Source organism: Streptomyces curacoi (genome assembly GCF_001513975.1).
Lineage (GTDB): Bacteria > Actinomycetota > Actinomycetes > Streptomycetales > Streptomycetaceae > Streptomyces > Streptomyces curacoi.
Map to the genome: position 1 here is coordinate 191,753 of NZ_KQ947987.1, position 17,154 is coordinate 208,906.

Genomic DNA, 17,154 nt, shown 5'->3' on the forward strand with positions numbered 1-17,154 from the left:
GAGCCGTTGGGAGGATGAGCACCCTGAGGGCATCCGTTGGGGCGGCAGACCGGCCCTCGCGGCGTGATCAGGAACCCTCCAAGCCTTCCTGCCAGAGGCGTCGTGCTCCAACAACCGCTGAGCTGGCAGGCGTTGTGAGTATTTCAGTGGCATTACAAGACTGGATGAGTGAGGTAGAACAGGCGGAGCTCATCCACTTCGCCGCCGAAACGAGGCGGCCAATGGGGCGATGGAGTGAAGTCGTCCAGGATGAGAAGGCCACCGGGAGCGAGTAGATCAATGACCCCCTGGGGGTCATCACGCTTGCCTCCACCGTCTCAGAAGAAGACGTCGAAGGGGGCGAGCTGCTCAATCAGCCGCCAGTCTCCGGCGAGGGCGCTGACGCGGTCGTCGTCCGCGAAGACACCGGCCACTCGACGGGCCAGCTCCTCGTCACGCTCTACGGTAACCAGGCGTGCGGCGTCCAGCCCACTGTGCAGCCAGGCGGTACCCACGCCCGAGCTGGTGCCGCTCTCCGCGATGACTCCGTCGGGTTTCGCAGCAGCGGCCAGCTTGAGCAATCTGCCCACCTCTGGGATGCAACTCTTCTTGAAACCCGCCTGGGAGGCGACACGCTCCGCGGCCACCACACGAGGCGGGACCGCACGCTCTGCCAGGGTCGCCAGTCCCCCTTCGCCGTGAACATGACGCCATCCGCCAGCAGAGGCGTCCGCACGGAGCTTCCCTGCCCAGCCCCGGCAAGCCTTCCCGGTCACTGCACTAGCCGCTCTGAGCAGCGCTGTGAGTCTGCCGTGTACGGAGGGTTTCTGGTCGGGCCTTGCAGTCTGGTGGGCTGGTCAGTTGGCGGTTAACACCGTGTCGTACGTGGGGAGACGGACTAGCGCAGGCCCCCGACCGAGGGCAAGCTCGGGGTACGAGCTGGACACAGGTGAGCTCGTGCGCTGTCCCCCCAAGGACGACAGCTACCGCACCATCGACGCGATGGACTGGCTGTCGGCCCTGGTCTTCGACCACATCGCCCGTACGAAGCCGACGCCGTGCCCCTGCCATGGCAGGACGTACGTGTTCCGCGGACAGGGTGCGGCCCGAACCGGCGGCCACCCGGGGGCGCTCGTGGCGGGCTCGTGCTCTGCCCCAGGCTCATCAGCCGCCCAGTGGAATTCCGGTCGCCAGCGCAGCCGTCACCGGATGTGCAGGTGAGCTGAACAGCCGTGCTGTGGAACCTGACTCGACCACGCGCCCTTCTGACATCACGACCAGCGAGTCTGTCCGGTCGGCGACGAGGCGTAGATCGTGGCTGACGAGGACCAGGGACAGGTCGCGCAGGTCGCGCAGGTCGGTCAGCAGGTCCATGACGGCGACGGCGGTGTCCGCGTCGAGGGCGGAGGTGATCTCGTCGCAGAACAGCACGTCCGGGTCGGACGCCAGGGCGCGGGCGATGGCGGCGCGCTGCCGCTGGCCGCCGGACAGTTCGTGCGGGTAGCGGTCGGCGAAGGCGGCCGGCAGGCCGACGCTCTCCAGCAGCTCCAGGACGCGCTCGGGCGCCTGCGCCCGGTCAGCCCTGCGGTGCAGCAGAAGGGGGCGGCGCAGCGTGGCGCCGATCGTGCGGCTCGGGTTGAGCGTGGCCAGCGGGTCCTGCGGGACGAGCTGCAGGCGGCGGCGCTGTTCCCGGGACCGGCCGTGCGCGGCGGGCGCGAGCCGGGTGCCGTCCAGGGCGACGGTGCCCGCGGTGGGGCGGTGGAGGCCGACCAGGGTGCGCAGCAGGGTCGTCTTCCCGGAGCCGGACGCGCCGACGACGCCGACGCTGCCCCCGGCGGTGACGGTGAGGTCGACGCCGTGCAGGACGGGAGTGCGACGGCCCCGGTGGCCGTGCGCCGCGTGCAACCCGGACACGGTGAGCACGGCCGGGCCGCAGGCGACAGCGCGGGACGCGGGGTCCCGCACCGGCAGGGTACGGCGGCCGCCGCTCAGGTCCACGACGTCGTCGGCGAGCCGGTCGACCAGGTCGGGGTCGTGGCAGGAGAGCGCGACGGCGAGCCGGTGGTTCTCGGCGAGGTGCCGCAGCAGGTCGGCGATCTCGTCGCGCAGCGCCGGGTCGAGTCCGGCGGTGGGCTCGTCGAGGAGGAGGACAGCGGGGCGGCGGGCCAGGGCCCGGGCGAGTCCCACGCGCCGCTGCTGGCCCCCGGACAACGCGCCGATACGGCGGTCCGCGAGACCCCCGTCGACGGGCAGCCGTACTTCGGTGAGCAGGGCCTGTATCGCTTCGGCCGTGCGGTCGACGGCGACTTCGGCGAGTAGTCGACGCACCTTCATCCGCGGGTTCAGGCCGGTGCCGGGGTCCTGGCCGACGTAGGCGAGGTGCCGGCGGCGCAGGGTGCGCAGGTCTGCCGGCGGCAGGGTGAGGGGGTCCCGGCCGAGGACGGTGACTGTTCCGGCGGTGTGGCGGGCCCCGGGCGGCAGGGCGCCCGCCACGGCCCGCAGCAGGGTCGTCTTGCCACAGCCGGACGGCCCGGTCACGGCGGTGACGCGGCCGGGGCGTATCTCAAGGTCGGCGCCGTCCACCAGGAGGCGGCCGTCCGGTGCGGCGACGGTCAGGCCGGAGACCAGGACGGCGTGTTCCCCGTCCGCTGCCTGGCCCTTCGGGTACCAGTGGGGCATGTGGTTCACAGCGTGGGCACCGCCTTCCGGCCGGTTGCGGGGACGAGGGCGGCGGCTGCCAGGTTGACGCTCATGGCGAGCAGGCCGATGGCGATGCTGGGGGCGAGAACGGCCCAGGGGTTGAGGAGGATGCCGCCGGAGTTCTCCCGGATCATCAGCGCCCAGTCGGCGGCCGGCGGTTGGGGCCCGACCTGGAGGAAACCGGCGGTGGCGACGAGGTAGACGGCGGCGACGAACCGCAGCCCGAACAGCGCGAGCAGCGTCGCCCGCAGGTTGGGCAGCACCTCCCGTACGACGAGGTACCACAGCCGTTCACCACCGACGGCCGCCGCCTCGACGTACCCCGAAGCGGCCACCGGCGCGGCCGCACCCGCGACCAGCCGCACCGCGTACGGCACGCCGAGGACGACCGCCGCGGTGACGACGGCGAGCCGTCCGCCGTCCGGCCAGGACAGGGTGACCAGCAGGATGCCGAGCACGGCGGGCAGCAACATGAGGACGTCCGCGGCGCGTTCGACGATCCGTCCGACGGCCGGGCGCAGGGCGCTGACCGCGCCGAGCAGGGCGGCGATTTTGGTGACGAGGACGGCCACGAGCAGGGAGGTGACGACGAGTTCACGCCCGCCGGCGAGGACGCGGCTGAGCACGTCCCGGCCCAGCTGGTCGCCGCCGAAGGGGGCGTCGCCGCCGGGTTCGGCGTAGGGAGCGGCGACCGGGGTGTCGATGGCGTGCGGGGCGAGCCAGGGTCCGGCCAGGGCAAGGGCGGTGAGCAGCAGGGCCGGGAGCACCCGCAAGGCCAGTCGGCGGCGTATGGGAAAGCGGCGCGCGGGAGTGGCGGGACGCTCGGTGGATTTGGCTATGGTCATGTCCGGCCTCCGGAGGCCCAGGCGCGTACGAGGTCGGCGAGCAGCAGGACTCCGGTGATGACGGCTCCGGTCACGGCGACGACGCCGGCGATGAGCGGGCTGTCCCGGTCGGTGACCGCTCCGGCGAGCACCGAGCCGATGCCGGGGTAGTTGAAGATGGTCTCCACGACGACCGCGCCCCCCAGCAGCATGCCCGTCGAGGTGGCGATCCCGGCCGCGATGGTCGGCAGCGCGCCCGGCAGCAGATGGTGGGTGAAGATCCGGTGCCGGGGCAGCCCGTCGAGTATGGCGGTCTCGATGTGCGGCGCCTTGGACTCGTCGGCGAGCGCGGCCCGTACGATCCGGACGTTCCAGCCGATCTGCGGGATCGCCAGCGCGAGCACGGGCAGGACGAGCATCTTCCAGGAGGCGGGCGAGCCGTCCGCGTCGGTGAGGGTGACGGCGGGCAGCCAGTCGGTCCACAGGGCGAACACCAGCACCAGGGCCACTGCGACGACGAACTCCGGCAGCGCGAGCACACCGGTGGCACTCGCCGACACGGCCCGGTCGGCCTTTCCGCCGGGCCGGGCCGCCGCCCAGCAGCCGAGCGCGACGGAGGCGACCAGGGTCACCAGCAGCGCGAGCCCGCCGAGCAGCAGGGTGTTGGGGAAGGGGCGGCCGAGCAGATCGGCGACGGGTTCGCCGCGCGCGGAGGTGCCGAGGTCGCCGGTGGGCAGGCCGGTCATCCACTCCCAGAAGCGCTCCAGCACCGGTCGGTCCAGGCCGAGCAGATGGCGCCGCTCGGCGAGGTCGGCGGCGGTTTCCCCGCGCTCGGAGGTGGCGGTGGCCGCGTCGCCCGGCAGCAGCTCCACGGCGGCGAAGACGAACGCGAGCAGTACGGCGAGCAGCAGGGCCCGGCGCGTGAGCACCCCGGCCACTTGCAGGAGGAGACGTACGACGGCCGGGGCCGGCCGGGGCTCGCTGTCCCCGGCCGGCCCGCGCCGCGCCGTCTCGGTCAGCGAGCCAGCCATGCCGTCTCGAGCTGGACGCGTCCGTAGCCGGGCAGGGTGGGCAGGTCACGCACCGCGGCGGCGGCGAGGTCGATGCCGTCGGCCATGCCCCACAGCAGGTAGCCGGACTGGTCGTACTCGATCTGCTGGAGCTCGTGCAGCACCTTGGCACGCTCCGCCGCGTCCTTGGTCGCCATCGCCTTCTTGTACGCGGCGTCGAACTCCTTGTTCTTCCAGCCGGCCTCGTTCTGGCCGGAGTCGGACACCATGGTCTTGCTGGCGAAGAACACCACCGAGTCGTTCGTGCCCCAATAGGTGGTGTACAGGTCGCCCTTGAGCCAGGTCTTCTCCCAGAAGGTGGCCGACTCCTGCTTGACCACCTCGACCTTCACGCCGGCCTCACGGACCTGGGAGGCGAAGAGGGTCGCGGCCTCGGCGAGGCCCGAGATGTCCTCGGTGGTCAGCAGCTTGTAGGTCTTCGACAGGTCGAAACCGGCCTCCTTCAGCAGCGACTTGGCCTTGGCCAGATCGCGCTTGCGCTGCGGGATGTCCTTGGCGTAGGCGGGGTCACCGGTGCCGAGGATGTCGTTGGCGACAGTGCCGTAGCCGGACAGGACCTGCTTGACCATGGCCTCGCGGTCCACGGCCAGCCGCAGCGCCTCCCGCACCTTCGCGTCCGCGAACGGCCCGTCGGCGGTACGCATGACGATCGGCATCGCCATGTCGTTGGGCCGCCGCACGATCTGGACGTCCCCGCGCTTCTCGGCCGTACGGGCCGCCACCGCGCCGACGTTGGTGGCGACGTCGATCTGGCCGGCGAGCAGCGCGTTGGCCATCGCCTGCGGGCTCTCGAAGATCTTGACCTCGATGGCGTCGAGGAGCACGTCGCCGCCGTACCAGTCCTCGTTGCGCACCAGGCGGGCGTTGCCGGAGCGGAACCAGTCCAGCTTGAACGGGCCCGTGCCCGGGGCCTTGCCGAGGTCCTTCTCCGCCGTGTCCTTCTGCAGCACGAAGGTCGTCAGACGGGTCAGCTGCGGCAGTTCGGCGTTGGCGTAGTCGGACACCAGCACCACGGTGTCGTCACCCTCGGCCTTGATGTTCTCCGGCTTGATGCCCGGCAGACGGGACGCGCCCGCAGGAGTGTTGCGCAGCCGCTTCAGCGACCAGACGACGTCCTCGGCGGTGACCGGGGTGCCGTCGTGGAACTTCGCTCCCTTGGCAAGAGTGAAGGTCCAGGTCTTCAGATCGTCGGACGCCTTCCAGGAAGCCGCCAACCGGGGCACGGTGTTGGGCTTGGCGCCCGGGACCGTGAGCGTGTCGTGGACGAGGGAGATGATCAGGTAGTCGCTCTCGTTGGCCTGAGTGCCGTGCGGATCACGGGTGATGGCCGAGGCACGGCCGAGCGCGCCCACCCGCAAGGTGCCGCCCTTGCGGGGCTTCTCGCTCTCCTTCGCCGGCGACTTGGACGAGGTCTCGTCTCCGCCGCCGCACGCGGCCAGAAGGGCGGCCGCCCCTATCCCGCCGCCGGCCCACAGCACTTGGCGCCTGTTCCAGTTCACGTACGACCTCGTTCCACTCACATGGGGCAGATTGCTTAGGTGTGCCTACCCTAAGAAGATCCTTGGCGCAAGCTGTGGGGGGCATTTCTGTGTGGCTGTCGGGGCGTCAAATCCGCGCACAGGAGCACGCGGTGGTGTGACGGGTGCGACGTCGACTCACTGGGGCACACGGCTCTGGTAAGGATTGCCTTACCTAAGCCATGCTGATACCTTTTCGGCCGCCGAGGCACAGCAAGTTCACAGGAACGCGTTTCTTCCGCACCCTCACCCGCACCCGAACGGATGACTCCGCCATGCCCACGGGAGCCGCACCCATACGGCAGCTCGACGCGCACGCCGTCGACGAGCTGACCGAGACCGCCCAGAAGATCCTCGCCGACTTCGGCAGTTCGGCCGCCCGGCCTGAACTGCTCCGCCGGGTGGCGGCGTCCGCCACCCGCCTTGGCGAAACGATTCGCCACCACTGCCGCCCGGTGGACACGGACGACGGCCTGTTCGTCCTGCGCGGCCTGCCCGTCGACGACGCCGGAATCGGCCCCACCCCCGCGAGTTGGGCCACGGCCGGCGACCGCGCGGCCGAGTGGGACGTGATCCTGCTGCTGCTCGCCACCGCCATGGGCCACCCGATCGCCTGGGAGGGACAGCAGGAGGGCCGGTTCGTGCACAACATCGTGCCCTCGCCCGGCCACGAGGAGGAGCAGACCGGCGCGAGCAGCACCGTCCTGCTCAGCCCGCACACCGAGGACGCCTTCCATCCCGGCCGCGCCCACCTGCTGCTGCTCGCCTGCATGCGTAACCACGACGCCGTCGCCACCACCGCCGCGAGCGTCCGCAAGGTCCGGCTCGGCGCGGACGATGTCGCGCTGCTGTCCCGGCCCCTGCTGCCGATCCTCCCCGACGACGCCTACGCCGAGGCGCAGTCGTTCGCGGGAGAGCCGCCGAAGGTCCCCGTCCTGTGGCAGACCGAGGCCGGTCCGACCCTGCGCTACGACCCCGCCTACACCCCGCTCGACGAGGCGCCCGCCGACTACCGTGCCGCCTACGACCGGCTGACCGCCGAGCTGGAACGCGTGTCGGTCGCCGTCGCCCTGGAGCCCGGTGACGTCCTGGTCGTCGACAACGACCAGGTCGTACACGGCCGGGTGCCGTTCAAGGCCCGCTACGACGGCACCGACCGCTGGCTCAAGCGCGCCTCCGTGCGCGTGCCCGGCCGCCGCAGCCGCCCGCTGGCCGAGGCCGACGAACACGGCTACGGCCAGGCCGCGCTCGTCGCCCATCTCTGATCCCCGTCATCCCCCTCGTACGAAGGGACCAGCCGTGACCGGCACCCCCGCACGCACGGACGACCACCCGTCCGACATACCCGCGGACGACAAGACCCTGCGCATCCTCAGCACCAGCGACGTCGCGGGCCTGGACATCTCCCTCGCCGACGTCGTCGGCGTGGTCGAGCAGGCGTACCGCACCCTGGCCGACGGCAAGTCGGCCAACCCCCGCAAACTCACCGTGAAGCCCGAGGACGGCCACTCCGTCTCGTACGCCATGCTCGGCCGCGACGGCGTCCGCGAGGTCGTCGCCATCAAGACGTCGTACAAGCACGGCCTGGACAAGTCGCGCGACGAGCAGCACTACTACACGACCCTCACCATCTACGACGACGTCACCGGCCTGCCGGTCGCGATGATGGACTGCGGCCGCATCGGCTCGCTGCGCACGCCGGCCGTCTCCGCACTCCTCGCCCGTGAGCTGGCGGCGCCCGGCAGCCGCAGCGCGCTGGTCATCGGCACCGGGACCCAGGGCCGGCTGGCGCTGCCGTTCCTGCTCACCACCCTGCCGGACCTGGACCGGCTCATGGTCTACGGCACCCACCCCGACGGTCTCGCGGCGGTCCGCGCACAACTGCACCACTACTTCCCCGGCCGGGAGGTGGAGGTCGTCGACGACGCCCGGGCAGCCGCGGCCGACGCCGACGTGGTGGTCGCCACCGCCGGCCAGCACACGCCCGCGGCGGTGGAGGCGGCCGACCTGAAGCCGGGCGCCCTGTCGATCCTGGTCGGCCATGGCATCGCCCCCTCCACGCTGCACGAGGCGCACCGGGTCATCGCCACCAGCGAGGCGCAGATGAAGGTCACCGGCACCGACATGGCCGACGCCGACGGCAACTTCCCGCCCGTGGACGCGGAGTTCCCCGAGGTCGTGGCGGGCCGGGCGGAGGGCCGGCGCTCGGCCGACGAGCGGATCTTCGCCTACAACAGTGGCCTCGTCGTCACCGACATCGCCCTCGGGCACCGGTTCGCGCAGCTGGCCGTCGAACAGGGCTTGGGGACGCGGGTGTCGCTGTGGAAGTGACGCACACCGCCACGGCCGCCCCGCCGCTGCCCGCCCACCCGGACCCGAAGCTCGATGCGATCCTGGGCAGCGGGCTGCCGCACGAGCTGTCGTACGCGCTCGGCGGCCCGTTCCACCTGCTCCTGCCCGACCGCTTCGACGCCAACGTGGCTTCCTTCGAAGAGGCGTTGCGCGAGGCCGGTGTCGAGGGCCGCGTGTACTACGCGAAGAAGGCCAACAAGGCCGCCGTCTGGATGGACCGCTGTGCCCTTTCCGGCACCGGCGTGGACGTGGCCAGCCTCGGTGAGCTGCGGGACGCGCTCGGGCACGGCGTGCGCGGCGAGCACGTCGTCGTCACCGGGCCCGCCAAGGCCGAGGACCTGCTGCGGGTGGCCGTCCTGCAGGGCTGTCTGGTTGCCGTGGACGCGCTCGACGAGCTGGAGCGCGTCCTGGCACTGGCACGGGCCGTCGCCCGCCCGGCGCGCGTGCTGCTGCGGCGGCTGCCGCCGGCCCAGCCGCACAGCCGCTTCGGGCTGGACGACGGGGAGCTGGAGGCGGCCCTCGCCCGGTGCGCGCAGGCCACGGATGCCGTCGTGATGGAGGGCTTCTCCTTCCATCTGTCCGGCTACGCCACCGAGCCGCGCGCCCAACTGGCAGTGCAACTCCTTGAGTTGTGCCTCAAGGCGCGGGCTCTGGGGCTGCGGGCGGACCGTATCAGCATCGGCGGCGGATTCGCCGTCGACTACACCGACGCCGGGCACTGGGAACGCTTCCTGGCCGAGCAGCGGCCCGAGCACTACCACGCGGGGAAGTCCTTCGCGGCGGCGGACTTCTACCCGTACCACTCGCCCGTGGCGGGCGCGGACGCCCTGCGGGCCGTCCTCCGGACACACCGTCTGGCCGAGCGGCTGAGCGAGGCCGGGGTGAAGCTCCTGCTGGAACCCGGGCGGGCGTTGTTGGACCGGGCCGGGTGCACGGTGTTCCGGGTGCAGGGCGTGAAGGACCGGAACGGCTACGGCATCGTCACCGTGGACGGCACCAGCCTCAGCCTGTCCGAGCAGTGGTTCAACAGTGAGTACCTGCCGGATCCGGTGCTGCTGCCCGCGACTCCTCGATCGGTGGGGGACGAGCCGTACGCCGCCTGCGTCGGCGGCACCACCTGCCTGGAGTCCGACATGGTCACCTGGCGCAAGGTGCGCCTCCCCATCCGCCCGGCCATCGGCGACCTGCTCGTCTACCCCAACACCGCCGGATACCAGATGGACTCCAACGAGTCCCCGTTCCACGAACTGCCGCTTCCTCCGAAGGTCGTCCTCGACACCGCGGGCGGCACGACCCGCTGGCGGTTCGACCGCCATCCACTCGCCTGACTCTCTCCCCGAAACCTGGAGCCATCCGATGGACAAGGCGCTTTCGCGTCCCGCTGTGGTCAGCCGTGTCTCCGACCTCATAGGCCACACCCCGCTGTTCGAGCTGTGCCGTACCGACACCGGCAGCCGACTGCTGCTCAAACTCGAGCAGTTCAACCCGACCGGCACGGCGAAGATCCGCATGGCCCGGCAGATGGTCCTCGACGCCGAGGAACGCGGACTGCTGCGCCCCGGTGGCCGGATCGTCGAGTCGACCTCCGGCAACACCGGCCTCGGCCTGGCCGTGATCGCGGCCGAGCGCGGCTACACCTTCACCGCGGTGGTGGACCATCACGCCGCCGCCGACAAACTGCGCGGCATGAAGGCCCTCGGTGCCGAACTCATCTACGTCGCCGAGGAAGGAGACGAGGAGCTGGCCACGGCCGCCCGCGAGGAGTTCGCCGAGAAACTGGCCGCCGAGAGCGACAACGCCTACTTCACCGAGCAGCACAACAACCCGGCCAATGGGGACGGCTACCGGCCCGTGGCGCATGAACTCGACGCCGCCCTGGACGGCCGTATCGACATACTGATAGGCGCCGTGGGAACCGGCGGCGGGCTGTTCGGAACCGGCGGCGAACTGCGCAAGACCGTGCCGACGGTGCGGATCGTCGGGGTCGAGCCCAAGGGGTCGATCGCCTTCGGGCCGCCCGCCCACGACTACTACCAGTCCGGCACCGGCACCCCCGAGGGCGCCACCATCGGCGCCATGGTCGACTACGACCTGCTGGACGAGGGCGCCAAGGTCGGCGACGTCGAGGCGTTCGCCGCCGCACGAGTACTGGCCCGCCGTCTCGGCCTCCTCATCGGCGGCTCCGCGGGCGGCGTCGTCTACGAGGCGCTGACCCGCATGTCCTCCCTGGAACCGGGCACGACTATGGTCGCCCTGGTCAACGACGGAGGCGAGAAGTACATGGACACCGTGTTCAACGACGACTGGATGAACGAGCGCAACCTCATAGACCCGGCCGTCGAGCGCGAGATCGACGAGCTGCTGACCAAACTCCGTGAGAACTGACACCGATGCCGACACCGCTCACCACCCTCCTCCGCGACAGCCGCGCCCTGGCGACCCTGGCCGTCCCGCTCGCCCTGACCCAGCTCGCCCAGGTCGCCCTGACCACCACCGACACGGTGATGATGGGCCTGATGGGCGCCGAGGCCCTGGCAGGCGGCGGCCTGGCGCTGGTCATCTTCAACCAGCTGCGCACCATGGGCGTCGGCATGGTCACCGCGGTCGGCAACCAGGTCTCCGCCGCCTCCGCCCGGGCCGACGAGGACGACGAACTCACCGACGCGGCGACCGAGGAGGTCCGCGACGTCGTCCGCGCCGCCCTCGCGCTGGCCACCCTGTCCGGCATCCTCGGCGCGATCGTCATCCTGATCCTGGGGCAGGCCGTCGCCTTCCTCGGCCAGGACCCCGAGGTCGTCGACACGGCCTGGCCGGTCCTGCTCGCGCTCGCCCCCGGCCTGATTCCCTGCCTGTGGTTCCAGGCGATCCGCCAGTTCACGGTCGGTATGCGCCGACCGCAGGCCCTGCTGCAGATCACCATCGCCTCGGTCGCCGTCAACGCGGCCCTCAACTGGGGTCTGATCCATGGCACCTGGATCCTGCCGGAACTGGGCCTGCCCGGCATCGGCGTCTCCACCTCGCTCGTGTACGCCGTGACCTGCCTGGCCCTGTACGCCTCTGCGCGCCGTGACCCCCGGCTCGCCCCGCTGCTGGACATCCGCATCTGGAAGGCCCGCCCGGTCACCGTGCGCAAGCTCACCGGCCTGGGCCTGCCCATCGCCGCGACCTACGGCTCCGAAGCCGGCTTCTTCTCCGTCGTCGCCCTGCTGATCGGCACCTTCGGCAGCGCCGCCCTGGCCGCGCACACGGCCGTCAACCAACTCATCTACATCGTCTTCCAGATCGCCGTCGGCCTGTCCCACGCAGCGTCCCTCAACGTCAGCCGCGAACTCGCCCTGGACCGGATCGCCGCGGCCCGCCGCATCAAGAACACGGCACTGGCATGCGCGGCTGCCGTGATGGCGGTGGTCGGCGTCGTCTACCTGACCCTGCCGGGCCTGGTCCTGCGTCCCTTCCTCGACCCGTCGGACCACGACGGGGCGAGCGCGACGAGCATCGCCACGAACCTCCTCCTGGTCGCGGCCGTCCTGCAGTTCTTCGACTGCGCCCAGAACATCGGCGTCGGCCTGCTACGCGGACTCGACGACACCAGGAGCGGCTTCCGCATCACCCTCATCGGCTACTGGCTGATCGGCCTGCCCGCCGCCTGGCTGCTCGGCCACCTCGCCGACCTGGAGACCGTCGGCGTCTGGCTCGGCCTCCTCACCGGCCTCGCCGCCACCGCCCTGCTCCTGCTGCGCCGCTACAACCACTCCCTGACCCATCGCACGGCCGAACAGCCGGCCATCGCCTGATCCCTTCCATGAGCACGGGCAAGCCGGCGACTGGGCACGCCAGTCGCCGGAGCACGGCGGGGGCGACGAACGGATCGCCCTCCCCGGATCAGGAAGGTCGATGATCCGGTGAACCGGCGCTTTGGGTTCCTGAGCGTCGGTGATCGCGGCGGCGCGCTCGTAGGCCTCGACCCAGTGGCCCGAGGACACCCAGTGGCCGGAGAACCAGTGCATGGCCTCGGCGACCTCGGCGACCCGGGTGTGCTCGCCGTTCTCCGCGGCCTCGCGGAAGGCCGCGAGCCAGTTGTCGCTCTCCGCCTTGAGCCGGCGCATCGCCTCGGCCGCACGTACTCAGGCGGCCCTGCGTCCGCTGTCCGCGTGCGCCCGGATGATGTCCGCGTACCGGTGGCCGGTGCCCTTGATGGTGCGCTGCTGTGTCCCGTAGTCGACGTGGACCAGGCCGAAGCGCTTGTCGTAGCCGTACGCCCACTCGAAGTTGTCCAGGAGGGACCAGGCGAAGTAGCCGGCCAGGGGAGCGCCCCGGCGGGCGGCGGACGCGCATGCCGCCAGGTGGCCGGTCAGGTACTCCTGGCGTGCCGGGTCGTCCACCGTCCCGTCGGGGCGTACGACATCGGGGTAGGCGGAGCCGTTCTCGGTGACGTACAGCTTGCGGGCGCCGTACTCGTGCGTCAGCCGGAGCAGGAGGGTCTCGATGCCGGAGGCGTCGACCTCCCAGCCCATGCCGGTGCGGGGCACACCGGGGCGGCGGACCTCGCGGGCCCGGGGGGCCGGCCCGGTGGGGTCGTCGGCCACGGTGATCGGCATGTAGTAGTTGAGGCCCAGCCAGTCCAGGGGCTGCGCGACGGTCTCCGGGTCGCCGGGCCTTTCCGGGAGCTCGACGCCGTAGACCTCGCGCATGTCCTCGGGGAAGCCGCGGCCGTGGACCGGGTCCAGCCACCAGCGGTTGGTGTGCCCGTCCATGCGGCGGACGGCGTCGACGTCTTCCGGCCTGTCGGTGGCGGCGTGGACCGTCGAGAGGTTGTTGACGATGCCGACCTCGGCTCCCGGCGCCGCCGCCCGGAGGGCCTGCGTGGCCAGGCCGTGGCCGAGCAGAAGGTGGTAGGAGGCGCGCACGGCGGCCGTGAGGTCGGTGAGGCCGGGGGCCATCCTGCCCTCCAGGTGGCCGATCCACGCCGAGCACAGCGGCTCGTTGAGGGTGGCCCAGTGCCGGACACGGTCGCCGAGGCGTGCGGCGACGACCGCCGCGTACGCCGCGAAGTGGTGGGCCGTGTCGCGGACCGGCCAGCCGCCCCGGTCCTGGAGTGCCTGCGGCAGGTCCCAGTGGTAGAGGGTGACCGACGGGGTGATGCCCGCCTCCAGCAGGGCGTCGGTCAACTCGTCGTAGAAGTCGAGGCCCCTGGCGTTGACCGGCCCGTCGCCGCCGGGTACGACGCGCGGCCAGGCGATCGACAACCGGTAGGCGTTGGTGCCCAGTTGGCGCATCAGGCCGATGTCCTCGCGCCAGCGGTGGTAGTGGTCGCAGGCGGTGTCCCCGTGGTCGTCGTTGTCGATCTTGCCTGGAGTGTGCGAGAACGTGTCCCAGATCGAGGGGGAGCGGCCGTCCTCGGCGACGGCTCCCTCGATCTGATAGGCCGATGTGGCCGTGCCCCACAGGAAGTCCTCGGGGAGGGCGGCAAGGTCGATGGTCACGTGATTCCCTTCGGCGACAGGAGAGTCGGTCACTTGACGGCTCCGGCCGTCAGCCCCGCCACGAGATAGCGCTGGAGCAGCAGGAATCCGGCGACCACGGGGACGCTGACGACGAGCGAGGCGGCCATGATCTGGTTCCAGTAGACGTTGTTGAGCGTGGAGTAGCCCTGGAGGCCGACGGCGAGGGTGCGGGTGGTGTCGTTGGTCATCACCGAGGCGAAGAGCACTTCGCCCCAGGCGGTCATGAAGGCGTAGACGGCGACGGCGACGATGCCGGGGATCGCGGCGGGGACCACCACCCGCAACAGCGCGCCGAGCGGGCCGCAGCCGTCGACCAGCGCCGCCTCGTCCAGTTCGCGGGGCACCGAGTCGAAGTACCCGATCAGCATCCAGATCGAGAACGGCAGCGAGAAGGTGAGATACGTCAGGATCAGGCCGCCGCGCGAGCCGAACAGGGCGATGCCGGTGGCCTGGCCGATGTTGACGTAGATGAGGAACAGCGGCAGCAGGAAGAGGATGCCGGGGAACATCTGCGTGGACAGCACGGTCACCGTGAAGACGCGTCTGCCCCGGAAGTCGTGGCGGCTCACCGCGTACGCGGCGAACACCGCGATCACCACCGAACAGACCGTCGCCGCACCCGCCACGATCAGCGAGTTCACGAAGTAGCGCGCGAGTGGGATCGTCGACCAGATGTCGATGTACGGGCGGATGGTCAGCTCGCTCGGCAGCCAGCGGAACTCACCCGTGACGTCGGCCAGGGGCTTCAGCGAGCTGGAGACCATGACGTGGACCGGCAGCAGCACGAACCCCGTGAGCAGGGTGAGGAAGATCCGCCGGGACCAGAAGAAGGACCGGGGCGGGGCCATCGGCGAGCGAGGCGCCCGGGCGGTGCTAGACATCGGCCGGTTTCCTTCCTCGGGAGGTCAGCAGGAGGTAGCCGCCCGTCACCACGAGCAGGAAGAGCAGCAGCAGGACGGACATGGCGGAGCCGGTGCCGAAGTTCCAGGTGACGAAGGACGCCTGGTAGATGTGGACCGAGATGAGGTCCGCGGCCTCGGGGGCGGACTTGCCGAACAGGACGTACGGCGTGTTGAAGTCGTTGAACGTCCACAGGAACAGCACCAGGAGCAGCACCTGGTTGACCGGGCGCAGCGACGGGAGCGTGATGCGGCGGATCTGCTGCCACATCCCGGCGCCGTCCAGCGCGGCGGCCTCGTACTGCTCCTTCGGGATGTTCTGCAGCCCGGCCATGACGATGAGGAAGGCGAACGGCCAGCCCTTCCACACCGACACGACGAGCAGCGCGACGAAGCTGTTGTCGCCGATGAGCCAGAAGGACGGCTTGTCGGTGAGACCGAGCTGGTCGTGCAGGACGTGGTTCACCAGGCCGTTGTCGTGCTGGAACATGAACACCCAGGTGATGACGGCCGCGTAGACCGGCAGCGCGTACGGGACGAGGAACAGCGCCCTGAGCAGTCCGCGACCACGGAAGGTGTCCTGGAGGTAGAGCGCGGCCGCGGTGCCGATCAGCCAGCACAGGCCGACCGACAGCAGGGTGAAGGCGACCGTGATGAAGAAGGAGCGCAGCAGCGCCTCGCCGACCGGGGCGTCGAAGTCGACCGACACCTGGTAGTTGTCGAGGCCGGACCAGGGCGCGTCGCCCCAGTCGCGGATGTGGAACTGGGTGAGCTCCTTGAAGCTCATCGCGATGCCGATGACCATCGGCACGAGATGGACGAGGAGTTCGAGGACGAGGGCGGGCAGGAGCAGCAGATACGGCAGTCCGATACGGCGGATCCTTCCGGGGCGGCGCCGGGGCGACCGCCCCGCCGCCCCGGAGGGTCTCTTGGCCACGGCGGCCTCGGCCGGTGCGGTGGTCGTCATCTGCTCACTTCGCCGGCATCTGCTGCTGGGCCTTCGACAGCGCCGCCTTCACCGAGTCCGTGGTGACCGCGCGTCCGGCGGCGGCGTCGGCGAACAGTTCCTTGACCGCCGTACCGACCGCTGTCTCGAACTGTGACTCGTCGGCGACCTGCGGCATCGCGGCGGCGCTCTTGGCGAGGGTGTCCTTGAGGACCGCGTTGGCCCCGGTGGTGAAGGCGGCGTCCGCCTGGGCGGCCTTGACCGGCGGGATCGAACTGTAGGCCGTGTTGAGGATCTTCTGCTCGGCGTCGCTGGTCATGAACTTCACGAACTTCCTGGCGCCGTCGAGGTTGTCGGTGTTCTTGAACACGGCCAGATTGATGCCGGCGACCATCGAGTTGACCTGGGTGCCGGCGCCCGGCGTGCCGGACTGCACGGGGACCGGCGCGACGCCGAACTTGTCCTCGCTCATGCCCTGGGACCTGAGGTTGGCGGCCGCGTTCTGCCACAGCAGCATCGCGGTCCTGCCCTTGGCGAAGTCGCTCACCGACTGGTTCTGGGCGTACTCGGCGTTGCCCGGCGCGATGATCTTGTCCTTGGCCATCAGGTCGACGTACTGCTTCACCGCGGCGACCACGCCGTCGCCGGTGAAGTCCGGCTTGCCGTCGGCGGTGAAGAAGTCGGCGCCGTGCTGCTTGGCGAAGACGAAGACGTGGTGGATGTTCTCCGACGGGTTCGCCCCCTCGGCACCCAGCGCGGACCCGCCCTTCGCCTGGATCTTCCTGCCGTCGGCGATCAGCTCGTCCCAGGTGGCCGGGGGCCTGGTGATGCCGGCGTCGGCGAAGATCTCCCTGTTGTAGTAGAGCGCGTAGGACATCGAGTACAGCGGGACCGCCGCCGGGTCCTGGCCCTCGGCGCCGGTCGAGCCGAGCGCGGAGTCGACGAAGCGGTCCCTGCCGCCGATCGCGTCGAAGTTCTTCGCGTCCCAGGGCAGCAGCGCGCCGGTGGCCTGCAGGGAGGCGCTCCAGGTGTTGCCGATGTTGAGGACGTCGGGGCCCTGGCCGGAGGTGGCCGCGGTGAGGATCCGGTTCAGCAGGTCCGACCAGGGGATGACCTCCAGCTCCACCTTGATCCCGGTCTGCTTCTCGAACTTGTCGAGCTCGGGCCGGAGGACCTTCTTGTCGGCCTCGATACTGGCGCCCTGGTTGGAGGCCCAGTAGGTGAGGGTCCTCGGCGCGTCGTTGGACCCGCCGCTCGTCGACGAGCCGCCGCCGCAGGCGGTCAGGGCGGTCAGCAGGGAAACGGTGACGGCACCGGCGGTCGCGGCTCGGGTTCTGCGCATGGCTCTGGCGTCCCTTCCGGG

The 17,154-nt window shown here is 70.8% G+C and carries 13 protein-coding genes and 2 pseudogenes; 6 read left to right on the forward strand and 9 right to left on the reverse strand.

Annotation, left to right across the window (positions count from 1 at the left end; genetic code table 11):
• Window positions 1-67: 67 nt before the first annotated feature.
• Window positions 68-629: pseudogene (locus tag AQI70_RS14380) on the reverse strand (O-methyltransferase).
• 283 nt (window positions 630-912) lie between these two features.
• Here AQI70_RS14380 and AQI70_RS40170 point away from each other — a divergent pair.
• Window positions 913-1,110, forward strand: a pseudogene (locus AQI70_RS40170) (LacI family transcriptional regulator); the annotation flags it as partial.
• Window positions 1,111-1,143: 33 nt separating this feature from the next.
• Here AQI70_RS40170 and AQI70_RS14385 read toward each other — a convergent pair.
• From AQI70_RS14385 to AQI70_RS14400, 4 genes are read right to left on the reverse strand one after another with little or no spacing between them, the layout of a single operon-like run.
• Entirely contained in the window at window positions 1,144-2,667 is a 1,524-nt protein-coding gene (locus AQI70_RS14385; RefSeq protein ID WP_062148762.1) for an ABC transporter ATP-binding protein, read from the reverse strand.
• Window positions 2,664-3,524: an ABC transporter permease gene (locus tag AQI70_RS14390; protein WP_062148765.1), complete on the reverse strand. Its 861-nt coding sequence runs from the start codon at window positions 3,522-3,524 to the stop codon at window positions 2,664-2,666. The genes AQI70_RS14385 and AQI70_RS14390 overlap by 4 nt, the downstream gene beginning before the upstream one ends.
• Window positions 3,521-4,534: an ABC transporter permease gene (locus AQI70_RS14395; protein WP_062148768.1), complete on the reverse strand. Its 1,014-nt coding sequence runs from the start codon at window positions 4,532-4,534 to the stop codon at window positions 3,521-3,523. Before AQI70_RS14395 ends, AQI70_RS14390 begins: the two co-directional genes overlap by 4 nt.
• Window positions 4,519-6,072 (reverse strand): ABC transporter substrate-binding protein, encoded by a 1,554-nt coding sequence (locus tag AQI70_RS14400; RefSeq protein WP_062148771.1) that lies wholly within the window; start codon window positions 6,070-6,072, stop codon window positions 4,519-4,521. The genes AQI70_RS14395 and AQI70_RS14400 overlap by 16 nt, the downstream gene beginning before the upstream one ends.
• A gap of 293 nt (window positions 6,073-6,365) precedes the next feature.
• Between AQI70_RS14400 and AQI70_RS14405 the strand changes: the two genes are divergently transcribed.
• From AQI70_RS14405 to AQI70_RS14425, 5 genes are read left to right on the forward strand one after another with little or no spacing between them, the layout of a single operon-like run.
• Complete coding sequence (locus AQI70_RS14405; RefSeq protein ID WP_062148774.1) at window positions 6,366-7,355, forward strand: TauD/TfdA family dioxygenase; 990 nt, start codon at window positions 6,366-6,368, stop codon at window positions 7,353-7,355.
• Between the two features lie 34 nt (window positions 7,356-7,389).
• Window positions 7,390-8,421, forward strand: a complete 1,032-nt coding sequence (locus AQI70_RS14410) for an ornithine cyclodeaminase (protein WP_063801588.1) — start codon at window positions 7,390-7,392, stop codon at window positions 8,419-8,421.
• Complete coding sequence (locus tag AQI70_RS14415) at window positions 8,418-9,770, forward strand: Y4yA family PLP-dependent enzyme (RefSeq protein ID WP_107116986.1); 1,353 nt, start codon at window positions 8,418-8,420, stop codon at window positions 9,768-9,770. Before AQI70_RS14410 ends, AQI70_RS14415 begins: the two co-directional genes overlap by 4 nt.
• 28 nt (window positions 9,771-9,798) lie before the next feature.
• Entirely contained in the window at window positions 9,799-10,827 is a 1,029-nt protein-coding gene (locus AQI70_RS14420) for a cysteine synthase family protein (RefSeq protein WP_062148780.1), read from the forward strand.
• Window positions 10,828-10,832: 5 nt separating this feature from the next.
• Complete coding sequence (locus AQI70_RS14425; protein WP_062148783.1) at window positions 10,833-12,236, forward strand: MATE family efflux transporter; 1,404 nt, start codon at window positions 10,833-10,835, stop codon at window positions 12,234-12,236.
• Window positions 12,237-12,566: 330 nt separating this feature from the next.
• Here the strand turns inward: AQI70_RS14425 and AQI70_RS14430 are convergent, their stop codons facing one another.
• The 4 genes from AQI70_RS14430 to AQI70_RS14445 are packed head-to-tail and all read right to left on the reverse strand — an operon-like array spanning window position 12,567 to window position 17,133.
• On the reverse strand, window positions 12,567-13,925 hold the full coding sequence (locus tag AQI70_RS14430; RefSeq protein ID WP_062148786.1) for a GH1 family beta-glucosidase: 1,359 nt from the start codon (window positions 13,923-13,925) through the stop codon (window positions 12,567-12,569).
• A 29-nt stretch (window positions 13,926-13,954) separates the two neighbouring features.
• Window positions 13,955-14,794, reverse strand: a complete 840-nt coding sequence (locus AQI70_RS14435) for a carbohydrate ABC transporter permease (protein WP_062148789.1) — start codon at window positions 14,792-14,794, stop codon at window positions 13,955-13,957.
• A gap of 25 nt (window positions 14,795-14,819) precedes the next feature.
• Window positions 14,820-15,812, reverse strand: coding sequence for a carbohydrate ABC transporter permease (locus tag AQI70_RS14440; RefSeq protein ID WP_062148793.1), 993 nt, complete (start codon window positions 15,810-15,812; stop codon window positions 14,820-14,822).
• 4 nt (window positions 15,813-15,816) lie between these two features.
• Window positions 15,817-17,133 carry an ABC transporter substrate-binding protein gene (locus AQI70_RS14445; protein ID WP_062148796.1) on the reverse strand — a complete coding sequence of 439 codons (1,317 nt, stop codon included), beginning with the start codon at window positions 17,131-17,133 and terminating at the stop codon, window positions 15,817-15,819.
• Window positions 17,134-17,154: the final 21 nt, after the last annotated feature.

What these genes read in the sequence shown, in the direction of transcription:
- AQI70_RS14420 (WP_062148780.1), top strand. Translation starts at nt 9,799, where the DNA reads ATGGACAAGGCGCTTTCGCGTCCCGCTGTGGTCAGCCGTGTCTCCGAC.
- AQI70_RS14440 (WP_062148793.1), bottom strand. Translation starts at nt 15,812, where the DNA reads ATGACGACCACCGCACCGGCCGAGGCCGCCGTGGCCAAGAGACCCTCC.
- AQI70_RS14435 (WP_062148789.1), bottom strand. Translation starts at nt 14,794, where the DNA reads ATGGCCCCGCCCCGGTCCTTCTTCTGGTCCCGGCGGATCTTCCTCACC.
- AQI70_RS14405 (WP_062148774.1), top strand. Translation starts at nt 6,366, where the DNA reads ATGCCCACGGGAGCCGCACCCATACGGCAGCTCGACGCGCACGCCGTC.
- AQI70_RS14390 (WP_062148765.1), bottom strand. Translation starts at nt 3,524, where the DNA reads ATGACCATAGCCAAATCCACCGAGCGTCCCGCCACTCCCGCGCGCCGC.
- AQI70_RS14445 (WP_062148796.1), bottom strand. Translation starts at nt 17,133, where the DNA reads ATGCGCAGAACCCGAGCCGCGACCGCCGGTGCCGTCACCGTTTCCCTG.
- AQI70_RS14425 (WP_062148783.1), top strand. Translation starts at nt 10,833, where the DNA reads ATGCCGACACCGCTCACCACCCTCCTCCGCGACAGCCGCGCCCTGGCG.
- AQI70_RS14395 (WP_062148768.1), bottom strand. Translation starts at nt 4,534, where the DNA reads ATGGCTGGCTCGCTGACCGAGACGGCGCGGCGCGGGCCGGCCGGGGAC.